The organism is Bacillus sp. LR_5 (genome assembly GCF_042709275.1).
Window position 1 is genome coordinate 1 of sequence record NZ_JAVAXX010000142.1, and the last position, 16,304, is coordinate 16,304.

At 46.2% G+C, this 16,304-nt stretch carries 12 protein-coding genes; 8 read left to right on the forward strand and 4 right to left on the reverse strand.

Annotated features, from left to right (window positions below):
* The coding region (locus RAC86_RS23000) for an excalibur calcium-binding domain-containing protein (RefSeq protein ID WP_377886058.1) at window positions 1-626 on the forward strand (626 nt) is incomplete at its 5' end.
* Window positions 627-695: 69 nt separating this feature from the next.
* Here RAC86_RS23000 and RAC86_RS23005 read toward each other — a convergent pair.
* Window positions 696-1,769, reverse strand: a complete 1,074-nt coding sequence (locus tag RAC86_RS23005; protein ID WP_377886059.1) for a DUF3900 domain-containing protein — start codon at window positions 1,767-1,769, stop codon at window positions 696-698.
* A gap of 149 nt (window positions 1,770-1,918) precedes the next feature.
* Between RAC86_RS23005 and cypD the strand changes: the two genes are divergently transcribed.
* The 7 genes from cypD (at window position 1,919) to RAC86_RS23040 (ending at window position 12,778) form a co-directional block, all read left to right on the forward strand.
* Window positions 1,919-5,104, forward strand: coding sequence for a bifunctional P-450/NADPH--P450 reductase (cypD, locus tag RAC86_RS23010; RefSeq protein WP_377886060.1), 3,186 nt, complete (start codon window positions 1,919-1,921; stop codon window positions 5,102-5,104).
* A gap of 701 nt (window positions 5,105-5,805) precedes the next feature.
* Window positions 5,806-7,725 (forward strand): lipoteichoic acid synthase LtaS1, encoded by a 1,920-nt coding sequence (gene ltaS1 / locus RAC86_RS23015; protein ID WP_003243930.1) that lies wholly within the window; start codon window positions 5,806-5,808, stop codon window positions 7,723-7,725.
* A 235-nt stretch (window positions 7,726-7,960) separates the two neighbouring features.
* The gene (locus RAC86_RS23020) at window positions 7,961-8,725 is read left to right on the forward strand and encodes a glucose-1-phosphate cytidylyltransferase (protein WP_014479136.1); all 765 of its coding nucleotides are present in this window, start codon (window positions 7,961-7,963) and stop codon (window positions 8,723-8,725) included.
* A 6-nt stretch (window positions 8,726-8,731) separates the two neighbouring features.
* Window positions 8,732-9,700: a GDP-mannose 4,6-dehydratase gene (locus tag RAC86_RS23025; protein ID WP_174223586.1), complete on the forward strand. Its 969-nt coding sequence runs from the start codon at window positions 8,732-8,734 to the stop codon at window positions 9,698-9,700.
* 23 nt (window positions 9,701-9,723) lie between these two features.
* The gene (locus RAC86_RS23030) at window positions 9,724-10,635 is read left to right on the forward strand and encodes a putative nucleotide-diphospho-sugar transferase (RefSeq protein WP_014476099.1); all 912 of its coding nucleotides are present in this window, start codon (window positions 9,724-9,726) and stop codon (window positions 10,633-10,635) included.
* Window positions 10,636-10,663: 28 nt separating this feature from the next.
* Window positions 10,664-11,842, forward strand: coding sequence for a glycosyltransferase family 2 protein (locus RAC86_RS23035; protein WP_003233779.1), 1,179 nt, complete (start codon window positions 10,664-10,666; stop codon window positions 11,840-11,842).
* Entirely contained in the window at window positions 11,843-12,778 is a 936-nt protein-coding gene (locus RAC86_RS23040) for a putative nucleotide-diphospho-sugar transferase (RefSeq protein ID WP_015252589.1), read from the forward strand.
* A 30-nt stretch (window positions 12,779-12,808) separates the two neighbouring features.
* Here RAC86_RS23040 and RAC86_RS23045 read toward each other — a convergent pair whose 3' ends face one another.
* The 3 genes from RAC86_RS23045 to bcaP all read right to left on the reverse strand — a co-directional run.
* Entirely contained in the window at window positions 12,809-14,038 is a 1,230-nt protein-coding gene (locus RAC86_RS23045; protein ID WP_377886061.1) for an MFS transporter, read from the reverse strand.
* 111 nt (window positions 14,039-14,149) lie between these two features.
* On the reverse strand, window positions 14,150-14,857 hold the full coding sequence (locus RAC86_RS23050) for a YjjG family noncanonical pyrimidine nucleotidase (protein WP_377886062.1): 708 nt from the start codon (window positions 14,855-14,857) through the stop codon (window positions 14,150-14,152).
* Window positions 14,858-14,948: 91 nt separating this feature from the next.
* A partial coding sequence (gene bcaP, locus RAC86_RS23055; protein ID WP_377886063.1) for a branched-chain amino acid transporter BcaP occupies window positions 14,949-16,304 on the reverse strand: 1,356 nt, incomplete at its 5' end.

Sequence of the window (16,304 nt, forward strand, 5' to 3'; positions counted from 1 at the left end):
AGGAATTTGTTTCTATTTTAAATGATGCAAATATTCTCCTACATCAGAAGAAGAGGAAATGGTACCAAAAAATCCTAGGGTTCCGAAGTGGTAAGTGGTGGAAGAGAGCTATTGCTTCATTGGTTTACCTGCTGATATTACTGTTAACCTTTAACGCATTTTTTGGTGAAAACAATAAAGAAGCTAGCTCTGTAAAATCAAGTGATAAAACAGCTGTTTCAAAGACCGAACAAAAGGAAGAACAGACAGAAAATCAAAGCAAACAGGAAGGTAATGAACAACAAGATAATAAGAGTAAGAAAGAAGAAAAAGCAAAAAAGCAAGCAGAAGAGAAACGTAAGCAAGAGGAAGAAGCGCGATTAGCAGAAGAAAAACGCAAGCAAGAGGAAGAAGCGCGATTAGCAGAAGAAAAACGCAAGCAAGAGGAAGAAGCGCGACTAGCACAAGAAAAGCGTAAGCAAGAGAAAGAGATACAACAAGCAGAGGCACAAGAACAACAGACGAATGTCTATTACAAAAATTGTACCGTAGCACGGCAAGCTGGTGTTGCACCTATCCATTCTGGTGAACCGGGATATGCAAAACATCTTGACCGTGATGGTGATGGAATTGCTTGTGATCGCTAATTCATATATGGTTATCTAAAGAAAGAGAGAATACTGAAATATTCTCTCTTTTATTATTTTCAACAAACGTTAATCGTCATTTATATTTTTCCCTTTTATCCGCTCAATCACCTCATGCAGCCCCTCAGGCTTATAAAACTCCACCGGTGAACTGCCTTTCTCAAACGAAATCGTCTCGGCTTCAATCAGCGCGACATAGCGCCCGTTTACTTTTGCGAGATGAATTGAATCGCCAAAATCCGCTAGCAATCCCTTAATCTCTGTTTCTCCGACTTTCATTTTCAGCTGGGCCTCTGGCGTGTGCTCGATGATTTGGGCGGAGGCTTCGATGACTTGATGGGTGTCGAGGCGCTCTTGGATTTCCCGTTTTTCGCTTGCTTCCCAAATTTCAATGTCGTGCTCGAACTGCTTCAGTTCTTCGCTGTTGTCTTCAAATGTCTCGTAGACGTGCTCTTGTACCATGTTCATGACCTGATTTTTCATGATTTCCGGCATCGATTCTCCGTACTCGACGAATTTCAGAAAGTCCTCAAAATAGCGGGCGTGCGAGGCCTGGTGGATTTTCAGTTCACCTTCCTCGACCATTCCTTCCTCTGGCATGTACGGATATTGGATGCTTTTCATGTTTTTTGTCGTGATCGCCATTTCGACTTTTTTAATGAGAGAAGACGCGTCAGAGATGCGGGCGACCTTCGGCTCAAAATCACATTTCATAATGAAGATAAATGACTCGTCAAAGTATTTTCTCGGCACGGCCGAAGCGACGAGAAACACGCCGCCGCGAACCGCGCTTGTGTCAAGGTACGTGCGGACGAACTGCTCGCTCAGCTCATTGAAGTCTTCTTTTGTTTCCGCCAGACGCGCGCGGTTGAACATGTTGTAGTTTGGGTTGGAATCGAGCTCGTGGCCGGGCTCGACGATAAAATGGCCGATTTTCGTCGGGACCTGCTCGGACTGCGGATGGCGGTCTGCTTTCCGTTTGACGATTTTTTTCAGTTCCCCGTCGAGAAAGTCCTTTAGCTCGCTTTCTTCAAATTCGCCCGTATCAAGGGTCTGGAAGTGCTTGAACTGCTTGTTCGCCTGCTCATCTTTGCCTTCCACCTGTATGACATAAAAGGATAAAAACCGAATTTCAAAATCCATATATAAACTCACCTTATTCGCGTATTGTACAGCTTCTCAAGTATAGAAAAAACAGCGATCATGCGTCAATTGGGAGAACGGAATAATCATGACCATGAAAGGGAAATGTAGTCAAATAGAAGGCATCTCATACGGAAAGGAATGGTTCGATGAAGGAAACAAGCCCGATTCCTCAACCGAAGACGTTTGGACCGCTCGGCAATTTGCCTTTAATTGATAAAGACAAGCCGACGCTTTCGCTGATCAAACTGGCGGAAGAACAGGGCCCGATTTTTCAAATCCATACACCCGCGGGCACGACCATTGTAGTGTCCGGCCACGAATTGGTGAAAGAGGTTTGTGATGAAGAACGGTTTGATAAAAGCATTGAAGGCGCCTTGGAAAAGGTTCGCGCATTTTCCGGTGACGGATTGTTTACGAGCTGGACGCATGAGCCTAACTGGAGAAAAGCGCACAACATTTTGATGCCGACGTTCAGCCAGCGGGCCATGAAGGACTATCATGAGAAAATGGTCGATATCGCTGTTCAGCTCATTCAAAAATGGGCAAGGCTCAACCCGAATGAAGCAGTCGATGTCCCGGGAGATATGACCCGGCTGACGCTCGACACCATTGGGCTATGCGGGTTTAACTACCGCTTTAACAGTTACTACAGAGAAACGCCCCACCCGTTTATCAACAGCATGGTGCGGGCGCTTGATGAAGCGATGCATCAAATGCAGCGGCTTGATGTTCAAGATAAGCTTATGGTCAGAACAAAGCGGCAATTCCACCATGATATTCAAACGATGTTTTCGTTAGTCGACAGCATTATTGCAGAGCGCAGATCGAATGGAGACCAGGATGAAAAAGATTTGCTCGCCCGCATGCTGAATGTGGAAGATCCGGAAACGGGTGAAAAGCTCGACGACGAAAATATCCGCTTTCAAATTATTACGTTTTTGATTGCCGGCCATGAAACAACGAGCGGCCTGCTTTCCTTTGCGACTTATTTTTTATTGAAGCATCCTGACAAACTGAAAAAGGCGTATGAAGAGGTCGATCGGGTGCTGACAGATGCAGCGCCGACCTATAAACAAGTGCTGGAGCTTACATACATACGGATGATTTTAAATGAATCACTGCGCTTATGGCCGACAGCTCCGGCTTTCAGCCTTTATCCAAAAGAAGACACAGTCATTGGCGGGAAATTTCCGATCACGACGAATGACAGAATTTCTGTGCTGATTCCGCAGCTTCATCGTGATCGAGACGCTTGGGGAAAGGACGCAGAAGAATTCCGGCCGGAACGGTTTGAGCATCAGGACCAGGTGCCTCATCATGCGTACAAACCATTCGGAAATGGACAACGGGCCTGTATCGGCATGCAGTTTGCCCTTCATGAAGCCACACTTGTGTTAGGCATGATTCTAAAATATTTCACATTGATTGATCATGAGAATTATGAGCTTGATATCAAACAAACCTTAACACTTAAGCCGGGCGATTTTCACATCAGGGTTCAAAGCCGTAATCAGGATGCCATTCATGCAGACGTCCAGGCAGCTGAAAAAGCCGCGTCTGATGAGCAAAAGGAGAAAACGGAAGCAAAGGGCACATCAGTCATCGGTCTTAACAACCGCCCGCTTCTCGTGCTGTACGGCTCAGATACCGGCACCGCAGAAGGCGTCGCCCGGGAGCTTGCGGATACTGCCAGTCTTCACGGCGTAAGGACAGAGACAGCACCTCTGAACGACCGGATTGGAAAGCTGCCGAAAGAGGGAGCGGTTGTCATTGTGACCTCGTCTTATAATGGAAAACCGCCAAGCAATGCCGGACAATTCGTGCAGTGGCTTCAAGAAATCAAACCGGGTGAGCTTGAGGGCGTCCATTACGCGGTATTTGGCTGCGGCGACCACAACTGGGCGAGCACGTATCAATACGTGCCGAGATTCATTGATGAGCAGCTTGCGGAGAAAGGCGCGACTCGGTTTTCTGCGCGCGGAGAAGGTGATGTCAGCGGTGATTTTGAAGGGCAGCTTGACGAGTGGAAAAAAAGCATGTGGGCGGACGCCATTAAGGCATTCGGACTGGAGCTGAATGAAAACGCCGATAAGGAACGAAGCACGCTAAGCCTTCAGTTTGTCAGAGGGCTGGGCGAGTCTCCGCTGGCTAGATCGTACGAAGCCTCTCACGCATCCATTGCCGAAAATCGTGAACTCCAGTCCGCGGACAGCGATCGAAGCACCCGCCATATCGAAATCGCATTGCCGCCGGATGTTGAATATCAAGAGGGCGACCATCTTGGCGTATTGCCAAAAAACAGCCAAACCAATGTCAGCCGGATTCTTCACAGATTCGGTTTGAAGGGAACCGACCAAGTGACATTGTCGGCAAGCGGCCACAGTGCGGGGCATCTGCCATTGGGCCGGCCTGTCAGCCTGCATGATCTTCTCAGCTACAGCGTCGAGGTGCAGGAAGCAGCCACAAGAGCGCAAATACGTGAACTGGCGGCATTTACAGTGTGTCCGCCGCATAGGCGTGAATTAGAAGAACTGTCAGCAGAGGGTGTTTATCAGGAGCAAATATTGAAAAAACGAATTTCCATGCTGGATCTGCTTGAAAAGTACGAAGCGTGCGACATGCCGTTTGAACGATTTTTAGAGCTTTTACGTCCGTTAAAACCGAGATATTATTCAATTTCAAGCTCTCCAAGAGTGAATCCGCGGCTAGCATCGATCACAGTCGGCGTCGTGCGCGGCCCTGCGTGGAGCGGCCGTGGCGAATACAGGGGCGTGGCTTCAAATGATTTAGCTGAGCGCCAAGCCGGTGATGATGTCGTGATGTTTGTCCGCACACCAGAATCCCGGTTTCAGCTTCCGGAAGACCCTGAAACGCCAATCATTATGGTCGGACCAGGCACGGGAGTCGCGCCATTCCGCGGTTTCCTTCAAGCCCGCGAAGTTTTAAAGCGGGAAGGGAAAACGCTCGGTGAAGCTCATCTCTATTTTGGATGCAGGAACGATCGTGATTTTATATACCGCGATGAGCTTGAGCAGTTTGAAAAAGACGGAATCGTCACTGTCCACACAGCCTTTTCCCGTAAAGAAGGCATGCCGAAAACGTATGTCCAGCATGTCATGGCTGCCCATGCAGAAACGTTAATATCAATTTTTGATCGCGGAGGCAGGCTTTATGTATGCGGTGACGGCAGCAAAATGGCCCCGGATGTGGAGGCGGCACTGCAAAAGGCGTATCAGTCTGTTCATGGCACCGGGGAGCAAGAAGCGCAAAACTGGCTGAGACATCTGCAGGATACCGGTATGTACACCAAAGATGTCTGGGCAGGGATATAGATAAAGAAGACTGGGAACATCCAGTCTTTCAGCGTGTCGGCAAACCCTCGCATTCGTTGTCAGGACTGCGCTTCGGTGCTCAATGCGAAGTGGATCAACGGCTAAATTCTCAGGCGTCCTGCCTAAACGCCGTCGTCATCACATCCTGTGAATATCCGCTCCTATGCTCGTCCTTCCTAGACTTCAAGGGTTTTCAATCACGCTGAAAAGATGACAAAATCCTAAAATGAAAACCATTTTAGGATTTTGTCAACAATCTGGAAGACTGGAGACATCCAGTCTTTTTTGTCCTTTCGAAAAAATGGTGATCGCGCTAAACATTGATGCATACAATAACTTCAGTTCGCCGGAAGGGCGGGCTGTCTGCAAAACCTATTTTTCGTTTTTGCTAGTTTATGTTATTCTTATACTCGGTATCTATTTCTTTTTTCAAAGGCACACATGACAAAAGAAATCCTTTTTTTATTTCCGAGAAAAAAATGTGAAACGAAATGAAGGTTTCTTTCGTCCAGTGATTGGTTTCCAAATGGTTGTAATAAAAATGATATGGTGCGAAACATAAATATTCCGGCTTGCCGCGGTGTATTTCTTGTTGTGTGATGCCTTGATTTTGTTTGGAAAGAAGGAATTGGAAGGCAGGATATAAAGAGCAGGTAAATATGAATGAAGAACTTAAAGTGTTTAAGAAAGTAGAGGTTGCCATGAAGAAACTTTTTTCTTACAAACTTAGCTTTTTTGTGCTGGCTGTTATACTGTTTTGGGCAAAAACGTATTTATCCTACAAGACTGAGTTTAATCTTGGGGTAAAAGGCACAACTCAGGAGATCCTCCTGATATTTAACCCATTCTCAAGCGCCGTCTTCTTTTTAGGACTGGCTTTGCTGGCGAAAGGGCGTAAATCAGCCATTATTATGCTGATTATCGATTTCTTGATGACATTTGTGTTATATGCAAATATTTTATTCTATCGTTTCTTTGACGATTTCTTGACGTTCCCGAACATTAAACAGTCTGGAAACGTTGGAAACATGGGAGACGGGATTTTCAGTATCATGGCCGGTCATGATATTTTCTATTTCTTAGATATTATCATTTTGATTGCGGTATTGATCTGGAGACCTGAATTAAAAGAATACAAAATGAAAAAACGCTTTGCATCTTTAGTGATCCTTTCTGGGATCGCACTGTTTTTCATCAACCTGCACTATGCGGAAAAAGACCGTCCGCAGCTGCTGACAAGAACGTTTGACCGCAATTATATTGTGAAATATTTAGGTTTATACAACTACACCATTTATGACGGTGTACAGACGGCTCAAACAGAAACGCAACGGGCCTATGCAAGCAGCGATGATTTAACAAGCGTCGAGAATTACACGACGTCTCATTATGCAAAACCGAACGCCGAGTACTTCGGCTCTGCCAAAGGCAAAAATATCATTAAAATTCACCTCGAAAGCTTCCAGTCATTCCTGATTGACTACAAGCTAAACGGTGAAGAGGTGACGCCTTTCTTAAATAAACTTGCGCACGGCGGGGAAGATGTGACGTATTTTGATAACTTCTTCCATCAGACAGGCCAGGGAAAAACATCTGATGCCGAGCTGACAATGGATAACTCGATCTTCGGTCTTCCTGAAGGCTCCGCGTTTGTGACGAAAGGCGAAAACACTTACCAGTCGCTTCCTGCGATTTTAGACCAGAAGGAAGGCTATACAAGCGCCGTCCTGCATGGTGATTACAAATCGTTCTGGAACCGTGACCAGATTTACAAACATATCGGATATGACAAGTTCTTCGACGCAAGCACGTATGATATGTCAGATGAAAATGTGATTAATATGGGGCTTAAGGATAAGCCGTTCTTTACAGAATCGATTCCAAAGCTTGAATCTCTTAAACAGCCATTTTATGCGCATTTGATTACATTGACAAACCATTATCCGTTTAACCTTGATGAAAAAGACGCGTCTCTTAAAAAAGCGACAACTGGCGATAACACAGTTGACAGCTACTTCCAGACAGCGCGTTACCTTGACGAAGCGCTTGAGCAATTCTTCAAGGAGCTGAAGGAAGCCGGGCTGTATGACAACTCAGTCATCATGATTTACGGTGACCATAACGGTATTTCTGAAAACCATAACCGAGCGATGAAAGAGATTCTTGGAAAAGAGATCACAGATTATCAAAACGCACAGAACCAGCGTGTGCCGCTGATGATCCGCGTTCCTGGCAAAAAAGGCGGAGTGAACCATACGTATGGCGGCGAAATTGACGTCATGCCGACACTTCTGCACTTAGAAGGAATTGATTCTCAGAAATATATCAACTTTGGTACTGATTTATTCTCTAAAGACCACGACGATACGGTGGCATTCAGAAACGGAGACTTCGTAACGCCGAAGTACACATCAGTCGACAATATCATTTATGATACGAAGACTGGTGAAAAACTGAAAGCAAATGAAGAAACGAAGAATCTGAAAACAAGAGTGAACCAGCAGCTGAGCCTTTCAGACAGTGTCCTGTACAAAGACTTGCTGAGGTTCCATAAACTAAATGATTTCAAAGCCGTTGATCCGTCAGACTATCATTACGGCAAGGAAAAAGAAATCAAATAAGATGAAAAAGAGCCTTGAGCGGGCGCATTGCCTTCGCTCAAGGCTCTTTTTTTGGTTATACAACCAACTTGAAAAAATAGATTCCATTTGGTCACCAAGGCTGGCTTTCTCTCATATCATTACAGTAGATTTTGAAACCGGATTGAAATCGGACAAATTATCGGGGAAATGCCTTGATAGATTGTGAAGATGTACCAGGTTTCGAACTCAATATTCATAGAGATGAGGGGTAGAGATGAAAGCGGTCATTCTCTGCGGCGGAAAAGGAACGAGAATGAGTGAAGTCACGAATGACATTCCTAAACCGCTCGCCATGATAGGCGGCAAACCGATTCTATGGCATATTATGAAAATTTATCAGTACTACGGAGTAAACGAGTTTATTCTGCTGTTGGGCTATAAAGGAGAAAAAATCAAGGAATACTTTCTCGACTATGAATGGAAGCACAACAGCCTGACACTCGACAGCTCTACGGGAGAGGTACAGATGCTGGGGCAGCCTGAAACGTGGAAAATTACGTTTTTGGAGACTGGGGAAGATACGCTGACAGCCGGAAGAATCTTGCAGGCGAAAGACTATATCGGTGATGAAACATTTCTGCTCACCTATGGGGACGGGCTGGCCAATATCAATCTTTTCCATCTCATCAGCTATCATCAGACAAAAGGTGCTGCCGCGACTGTCACCGGGATTGACAAAGTCTCGCAGTTTGGCACCTTGACAGTTGAGGACGGCATGGCGAAAACATTTTCTGAGAAGACATCAAGTGACGGAATCATCAACGGCGGATTCTTCGTTCTCAGTCCAAAGGTTTTCGATTATTTGCCTAAAGACGGAAACACGATGTTCGAAGATGAACCGCTGAAGAATCTTGCTAAAGATGGGGAGCTTGCTGTGTACCGCCATTACGGATTTTGGACGGCCATCGATACGTATAAAAATCTCTTAGAAGTCAACAAAATGTGGAATCAAGGACAACAAGTATGGAAGGTATGGTGAATCGATTTGAGTTTCTGGAAAAATAAAAACGTATTTGTCACGGGATGCACAGGTCTTTTAGGAAGCTATTTGGTGAAAGAGCTGATCGATCAGGGCGCAAATGTTACGGGGCTTGTCAGGGATCATGTGCCTCAATCCAATCTTTATCAGGGAGAACATATCAAGAAAATGAATATCGTGCGGGGCTCTCTTGAGGACTTGGCTGTGATTGAACGTGCGCTTGGCGAGTATGAGATCGACACTGTCTTTCATCTCGCTGCACAAGCGATTGTCGGCGTAGCAAACCGCAACCCGATTTCTACCTTTGAAGCGAATATCCTCGGCACCTGGAATATTCTCGAAGCCTGCCGCAAGCATCCGTTAATTAAGCGGGTCATTGTCGCTTCAAGTGATAAAGCTTACGGCGATCAAGAAAACCTTCCATACGATGAAAACATGCCGCTGGAAGGCAAGCACCCGTACGACGTCTCAAAAAGCTGCGCAGATCTGATCAGCCACACCTATTTTCACACGTACGGGCTTCCGGTCTGCATTACGCGCTGCGGAAACTTATACGGCGGCGGAGATTTGAACTTCAACCGCATCATTCCTCAGACGATTCAGCTTGTGCTGAACGGGGAAGCGCCGGAAATCCGAAGCGACGGCACATTTGTACGGGACTACTTCTATATCGAAGACGCCGTTCAGGCTTATCTTCTTCTTGCAGAAAAAATGGAAGAAAACAATCTTGCCGGAGAGGCCTTTAACTTCAGCAATGAGATCCAGCTGACCGTACTTGAACTGGTAGAGAAAATATTAAAGAAAATGAACAGTAATCTGAAACCTAAGGTGCTGAATCAGGGAAGCAATGAAATCAAACATCAATATTTATCCGCGGAAAAAGCAAGAAAGCTGCTGAATTGGACACCGGCCTACACTATTGATGAGGGACTTGAAAAAACGATTGAGTGGTATACGGAATTCTTCAAAAAGTAATGTGAAACGAGGTGAACAAGACTGTGACCAGCGCGTATTGCACCGTTTTATCAAAAGGAAGATTATATCAGGCAGTCGCTTTGTTTAAGTCGTTAGAGCAAGTTGATCAAGACAGTCCCATTTTTATACTTTGCATGGATGAAGATACGCACCGCGTGTTACAGAAGCTGAAGATGAAGCAGCTGAACCTTGTGCCGGTGGCCGCTCTTGAAAATGAAATGCTGCTGAAGCTGAAGGAAACTAGAGATCAAAGTGAGTATTGCTGGACGATGAAGCCGATCTTTCTGCAAGCTGTGCTGAACAGCAATCCTGAGCTGGAGCGCGTGACGTATATTGACGGGGATCTCTTTTTCTATGCAGATCCATCGCCGATTTTTGAAAACCAGCCGGACTGCTCGGTGCTGCTTTCACGGGGGGATATTGTAATCCCTTCTTTTGAGAAAGAGCAGATTGACATGCTGCAGCGTCTTTTAGGCAGATATAATTCCGGGTTTATCAGCTTCAAGCATGATGATGCAGGCACGGATTGCTTGGAGTGGTGGAAGGAACGCTGTCTTGAGGAATGCAAAAATGCACCGGGTGAAGGGAAATTCGGTGATCAGGGCTATTTGGATTATATGTCTGAGCTGTTTCCGAATGTGTGTGACATTACAACACCCGGCGTGAACATCGGCCATTGGAATTATGGACAGCATACGTTTTCCTGGAAAGATGGCCGGATCGTGCTGGAGGATGGCAGTCCGCTGATCTTTTATCATTTCAGCGGATACCGAATCGTCAGCATCAATGAAATCAAACAGATTCATGAAACAACCCGCACAGATCTGCCGTTTGTGCATGAACTGTATCAAGAGACACTGCCGCATATCATTCAGCACATCAAAACGTTAGACCCTGAATTTAACGGTTTTGCTTCAAAAGATGACAACAAATAAATGAGTAAATACAGGAAGTGAAAATGAAGTGAAAGCAAGCGTTATTATTCCTGCATATAATTCGAAGGAGCGTCTTTACAACAGCCTTCTGTCATTAAACCAGCAGGAGTGCGATGAAGAATTCGAAGTCATTGTAGCGGACAATGGCTCTGAGGACGGGACGCTCTCGATGCTTGAGTCATTTCAAGCTGATTTTCCGCTGATCTTTACACGGATTAAAGAAAACAGGGGCATTGCGTACGGACGAAATCAGGCGCTTCGCAATGCCAGAGGAGACATCCTGATTTTCCATGACAGCGATATGCTTGCGGCAAAGGACCTTGTGGCAAAACATATTAAAGCCCATGAGAACGAAGAGAATCTCGTCGTGTGCGGGTTGTTTTGGAAACGGATCTACAGTTTTTACTATGAACGATTTGAAGAAGAACATAAGGAACAGCTCGCAAAGCTCACAGGTGAAATGCCGAAGAAAGACAAACAAAAGCTGCTGGAGGAAGCGGACATCAAAAACGGAAGCTTTCTTGATAAAAGCTTTGACCTCGATACCGACTTTATAGACGTGCTCAAGAAGATTTTAGATGAGTACGGCGATGACTTGAAAGGCTATCATATGCCATGGCGCTTTTTTATCACGAATAATTCCTCTGTGAAACGCAAGCATGTGGTTGACCTCGGTTTATTTGACGAAGGCATTGTGCGGTACGGGTTTGAGGATTATGACCTCGGGATCAGGCTTCATCAGGCCGGATTGACCTTCAGGCTTCGCCGCGATATTGTCAGTGTTCATCAGGAACATCCAAGCAATTGTAAGTCTGTAGACGATATTCGGGCAAACATTGCCTATATGTGCGATAAATACAACAATATCCGCTCCTTAGACGTTCATCTCGCTTTTAATGGTCCGTTCCCGCCTGATATGACGAACAGAATCATGGCTGATATTCAAAAGCTGCTGGAATCACAGAAATATGATATGCTGCTGAATCTGTTTCTTGAGCTTCTGCATGTTGTTAAAGAGCGCAACATTGATCCGGATTGGCGAAAGAAATCCCCAAGGGTGACGGCGAAAAGCTTTGATTTACAAACTGTCCGCAAGCTTCTGCCTAAGGCGAAGAAAAAGCTAGGCGTGAACGATTTTGCCAACGCACTGTATGCGCTTGTCAACGATTTGCTGCACGTGGATCTTAGATCATTGGATGTGGTATAAGTGAGTACATTTCATTTTTCAACGATAGTGTCAAGGACACATATCTTTAAGCTCATGCCTATGATTCATTCTCTCCATGAGCATTGCGATGATTTTCATTTATATGTGCTGTGTGTCGACCAGAAAGCGTATGAATTGCTTCAGCACGTGCCATGGGAGCATGTAACCTTTGTGCAGCTGCATGAAATGGAAGACCCGGAGCTGCTGAAAGCGAAAAGCAACAGAACGTTTCATGAATATTGCTGGACGTTAAAGCCCGCCTTTTTGTTTCATGTGATGAGCAAGTGGGATGACGCTGAATACTTTGCCCATATGGATACGGATCTATTTTTCTTTTCTGATCCGGCACGTATTTTTGCAGAAAACCCAACGGCGTCTCTGTATTTGACTGATCATCGTAATTCGCCGCGCTTCATGTCCTACTACGACCGAACCGGACGCTTTAATACAGGCTTTGTCGGTGCCGGTAATACAAAGGAAGCATATGAAGCGGTGTGGCAGTGGAGACAGGACTGTATTGAATTTTGCACGGTCGAAATGGATACGGAACGAAAGACATATGGTGATCAAAGATATGTGGAGAAATGGCCGGAGCAGTTTAAAGGTGTTCATGTTGTCAAATCAATAGGAGCCAATACAGCGCTTTGGAATATCGAAAACTATAAGGTCGGGCAAAAGGACGGCCGCGTGTATATAGATGAAACGCCGCTGATTTTCTATCATTTCTCTGGGTTTACACTGGTGACAGAAAAAGAGTTTAATCTTTGCTGGTACTACCGGATTGAAGACGAAGCGACAATTGAGATGATTTATATGCCGTATATATTAAATCTGAAAAGATGGATTGATGAAATACAGTCGGCGTTTCCGGACTTTGCGGATGGCTTTATCCCGAAGCACGCAGTGCCTGACACTCATTTTATCCAGCTGGATTAAAAAACCCCCTGCCGCCTGGCAGGGGTTTTTTCAGCTATGCCATTCTCTCAGCTTCTGGTCACTTGGCAATAGGAAGGCAAGGATGCCGAGAACAGGGAGAAAGGCAATGGCGATCATCGTCGGGGTCAGGCCCGCGGCGTCAATCAGAGCGCCCAGCGCCACAGCGCCGATTGCGCCCATCCCGAAGGCAAGCCCGACGGTTAAACCGGACATTGTGCCGATTTTTCCAGGAACTAGCTCCTGTGCGTAGACGACCGTTACAGAAAAGCTCGACATCAGAACCAAGCCAATCAATGCGAGCACGCCATAGGCGAGAACCGGGCCGGCAAATGGCAGCACAATCGCCAGCGGCGCCGAGCATAACAGCGAACCGAGGATAACGAAGCGTTTTCCAAAACGGTCTGCAAGCGGGCCGCCGAGAAACGTGCCGATTGCGCCGAACAGCAAGAAGACAAAAATATAGCTTTGTGCCTGCTGAATGCTTACGTGATAGGTATCCATCGCGTAAAACGTGTAAAAGTTACCGATCGCACTCGTATACCAAGAACGAGCAAAAATGAGAAATATAATAATAATAAGAGCAGATACAACAGATTTGGTGATGGCCGTGTTTTCAGCCGTTTTCTTTTGTTTTCCTGATTTCTGGGCACGGCTGCCAAGACGTGAGGCGTACCATTTCGCAATATACATGAGAAACATAACAGCAAGCGCGGCGACAAGCGTGAACCAAACAGCGCCGAATTGCCCGAGCGGCACAAGGATCAGCGCGGTGATCAGCGGTGCCATCGCCTGGCCTGAGTTTCCGCCCACCTGATAAATCGATTGGGCGAGCCCGCGTTTTGTGCCGGCGGCCATATACGCCACACGGGAGCCCTCCGGATGGAAAATGGCCGAGCCTAATCCAATGAAAAACACACAGCATAAGATCGTTGCGAATGACGGGGCAAATGCAAGGCCCAAAATGCCAAGCATGCTGGCGGTCAAACCGACTGGCAGCGCATACGGCCGCGGCCGTTTATCGGTATACCAGCCGACAACAGGCTGCATGACGGACGACACCATGTTTAATGTGAAAGCGATGATGCCAAGCTGTGTAAACGTCAGGCTCATGGAGCGCTCCAAAATAGGGAACATGGCCGGAATCACAGCCTGAAGCGAATCGTTGAGCATATGGCAAATTCCGATAATAATCAAAATCGGATACACCGTGGTGCCTGGTTTTTGAACTGTTTTTTCTTTTAACGGGGCGGCGATAGCCAATTGAGTCTCCTCCTAACATATATAACCAAAGCATACCACCATATTATTCATAAGGTGAAGAATTTATCAAGAGGAAAAAAGATTCTTATGAAAGAAATACCGTCAGCCTGATTAGCAGCTGACGGTATTTTCGATATTCAAAATGTGATATAGCTCTTCAAGCTTACGAATCTCATAGGTTGGTATGATCTCTGGCACATTCGGCTTCATGTCAGGGTTCATCCAGCAAGTATCAAGCCCGGCGAGCTGTCCGCCTTTGATATCAGCAGTTAGTGAATCCCCGATGATTAATGTGTGCTCTGCTGAAAATTGAGGAATCCGTTCAAACACGTAATCGAAATATTCCTTCATCGGCTTTTGGAAGCCTGTGTCTTCAGAAACGAAAATGTCTTTGAAGAATGGAAATAATCCTGAATCACGGAGACGCTTATATTGTGTGTTAGACACGCCGTTTGTCACGATGTACAAATCATACTGTTGCTGCAGATTTGAGATGAGATCAAATGCACCGTCAATAAGCTGATGTCCTTCTTCAAGAAAGCGGCGGTATTTTTGCTCAAGCAAGGCGCCGTCCGCCTCGTAACCGTACTCCTTGAGCAAAGCGGAAAAACGCGTGTTTACGACTTCATCCCGTGTCATCTTACCTTCTTCAAAGGCTCTCCAGAGACCTTGATTGATAGTTTTATACTGCGCCTTCATGTCATTTGTTAAAGGAATGTTCTGATCTTCAAACAGCAAACGCAGGGCTAAAGCTTCTGCCGCTTGAAAATCAAGGATGGTATCATCTACATCAAATAATAAAGTGCGGTATTGTTTCATCTGTGTGTCTCCCTTTCTCATGCGTACTCAAAGTATAGCACATAAAAAAAGGAAAAAGCCGGCGGGTGAGGCACCGCCGGCTAAAAAGAGATTATTTGTTTAATAAGCTGTGTTTTCTCGAATATAGGAAATAAACGAGCGTTCCGACAGCGATCCAGATGACAAATGAAAGCCATGTGACGCCGGGAAGGCTGTACATGAACCAAAGGCAGATGCCTGCGCTGATAATCGGCACAACCGGAACGAACGGCACTCTGAAGGACGCCTTGATTTCAGGATGTTTCTTTCTTAGCACAATGACAGCAATAGATATGACCGTAAACGCGGCAAGTGTTCCCATGTTCACCAGGTGGGCCAGCGTTCCGAGGTTAATAAAGCCGGCGATTCCCGCTGCAACGATCCCTGTCAGCCATGTGTTGCGGAACGGGGTTTTAAATGACGGATGAACCTTTGCGAACAATCCAGGCAGAAGGCCGTCTCTGCTCATGGCAAATGTCAAACGAACCTGAGCGTACAGCAAAGCGAGCATCACCGTCGTAATCCCGATAATCGCACCGACAGAAATAATTCCGGCAACAGCGTCCTGTCCGACGAATTTCAGCGCAAAGGATACAGGATCTCCGACATTCAATTTGGCATAAGGCATCATGCCTGTCAGCACAAGCGATACCGCGATGTACAGAACCGTACAGACGGCTAGAGCTGAAATAATGCCGACGGGCATGTTTTTTTGCGGATTTTTCACTTCCTCTGAAGCGTTAGAAACCGCGTCAAACCCAAGGTACGCGAAGAATACAGTGGCAGCGCTAAGAATGACGCCTTTCATCCCGAATGGCATAAAAGGAGACCAGTTGTCCGGTTTTACATAGCCGATGCCGACAATAATGAACAATAAAATGATCGCGATTTTCATCAGTACGATGACGTTGTTAAAGCGTGTGCTTTCCTTGACGCCTCTGCTGACAATCGCAGTGATGAGGAGAATGATCACCGCAGCCGGAAGATTAAATACGGCGCCCGCCGTGCTTCCCGGCGCTCCTGTCAGTGCAGCCGGAATATGAAGATTGAAGCCGGCAAGCAGTGATTGAAAATATGAAGACCAGCCGGTGGCAACCGCCGACAGTGCAATGACATATTCAAGCATGAGATCCCATCCGATCAAAAAGGCGAGCAGCTCTCCAAGTGTCACGTATGAGTATGAGTACACGCTTCCCGAAATCGGAATTGAAGACGAAAACTCAGCATAACAGAAAGCAGCCAGCGCACAGGCGAGCCCCGCTAAAATAAACGATATGATGAGGGCGGGACCTGCACCGGTCGCTGCCACTGTTCCTGTAATGACAAAAATCCCTGTACCGATGACACAACCGATACCGAGCAAGGTTAAATCAAATGCGCTTAACGTACGGGCAAGGCTTTTTGACTTGCTCTGCGCACTCAATGTTTC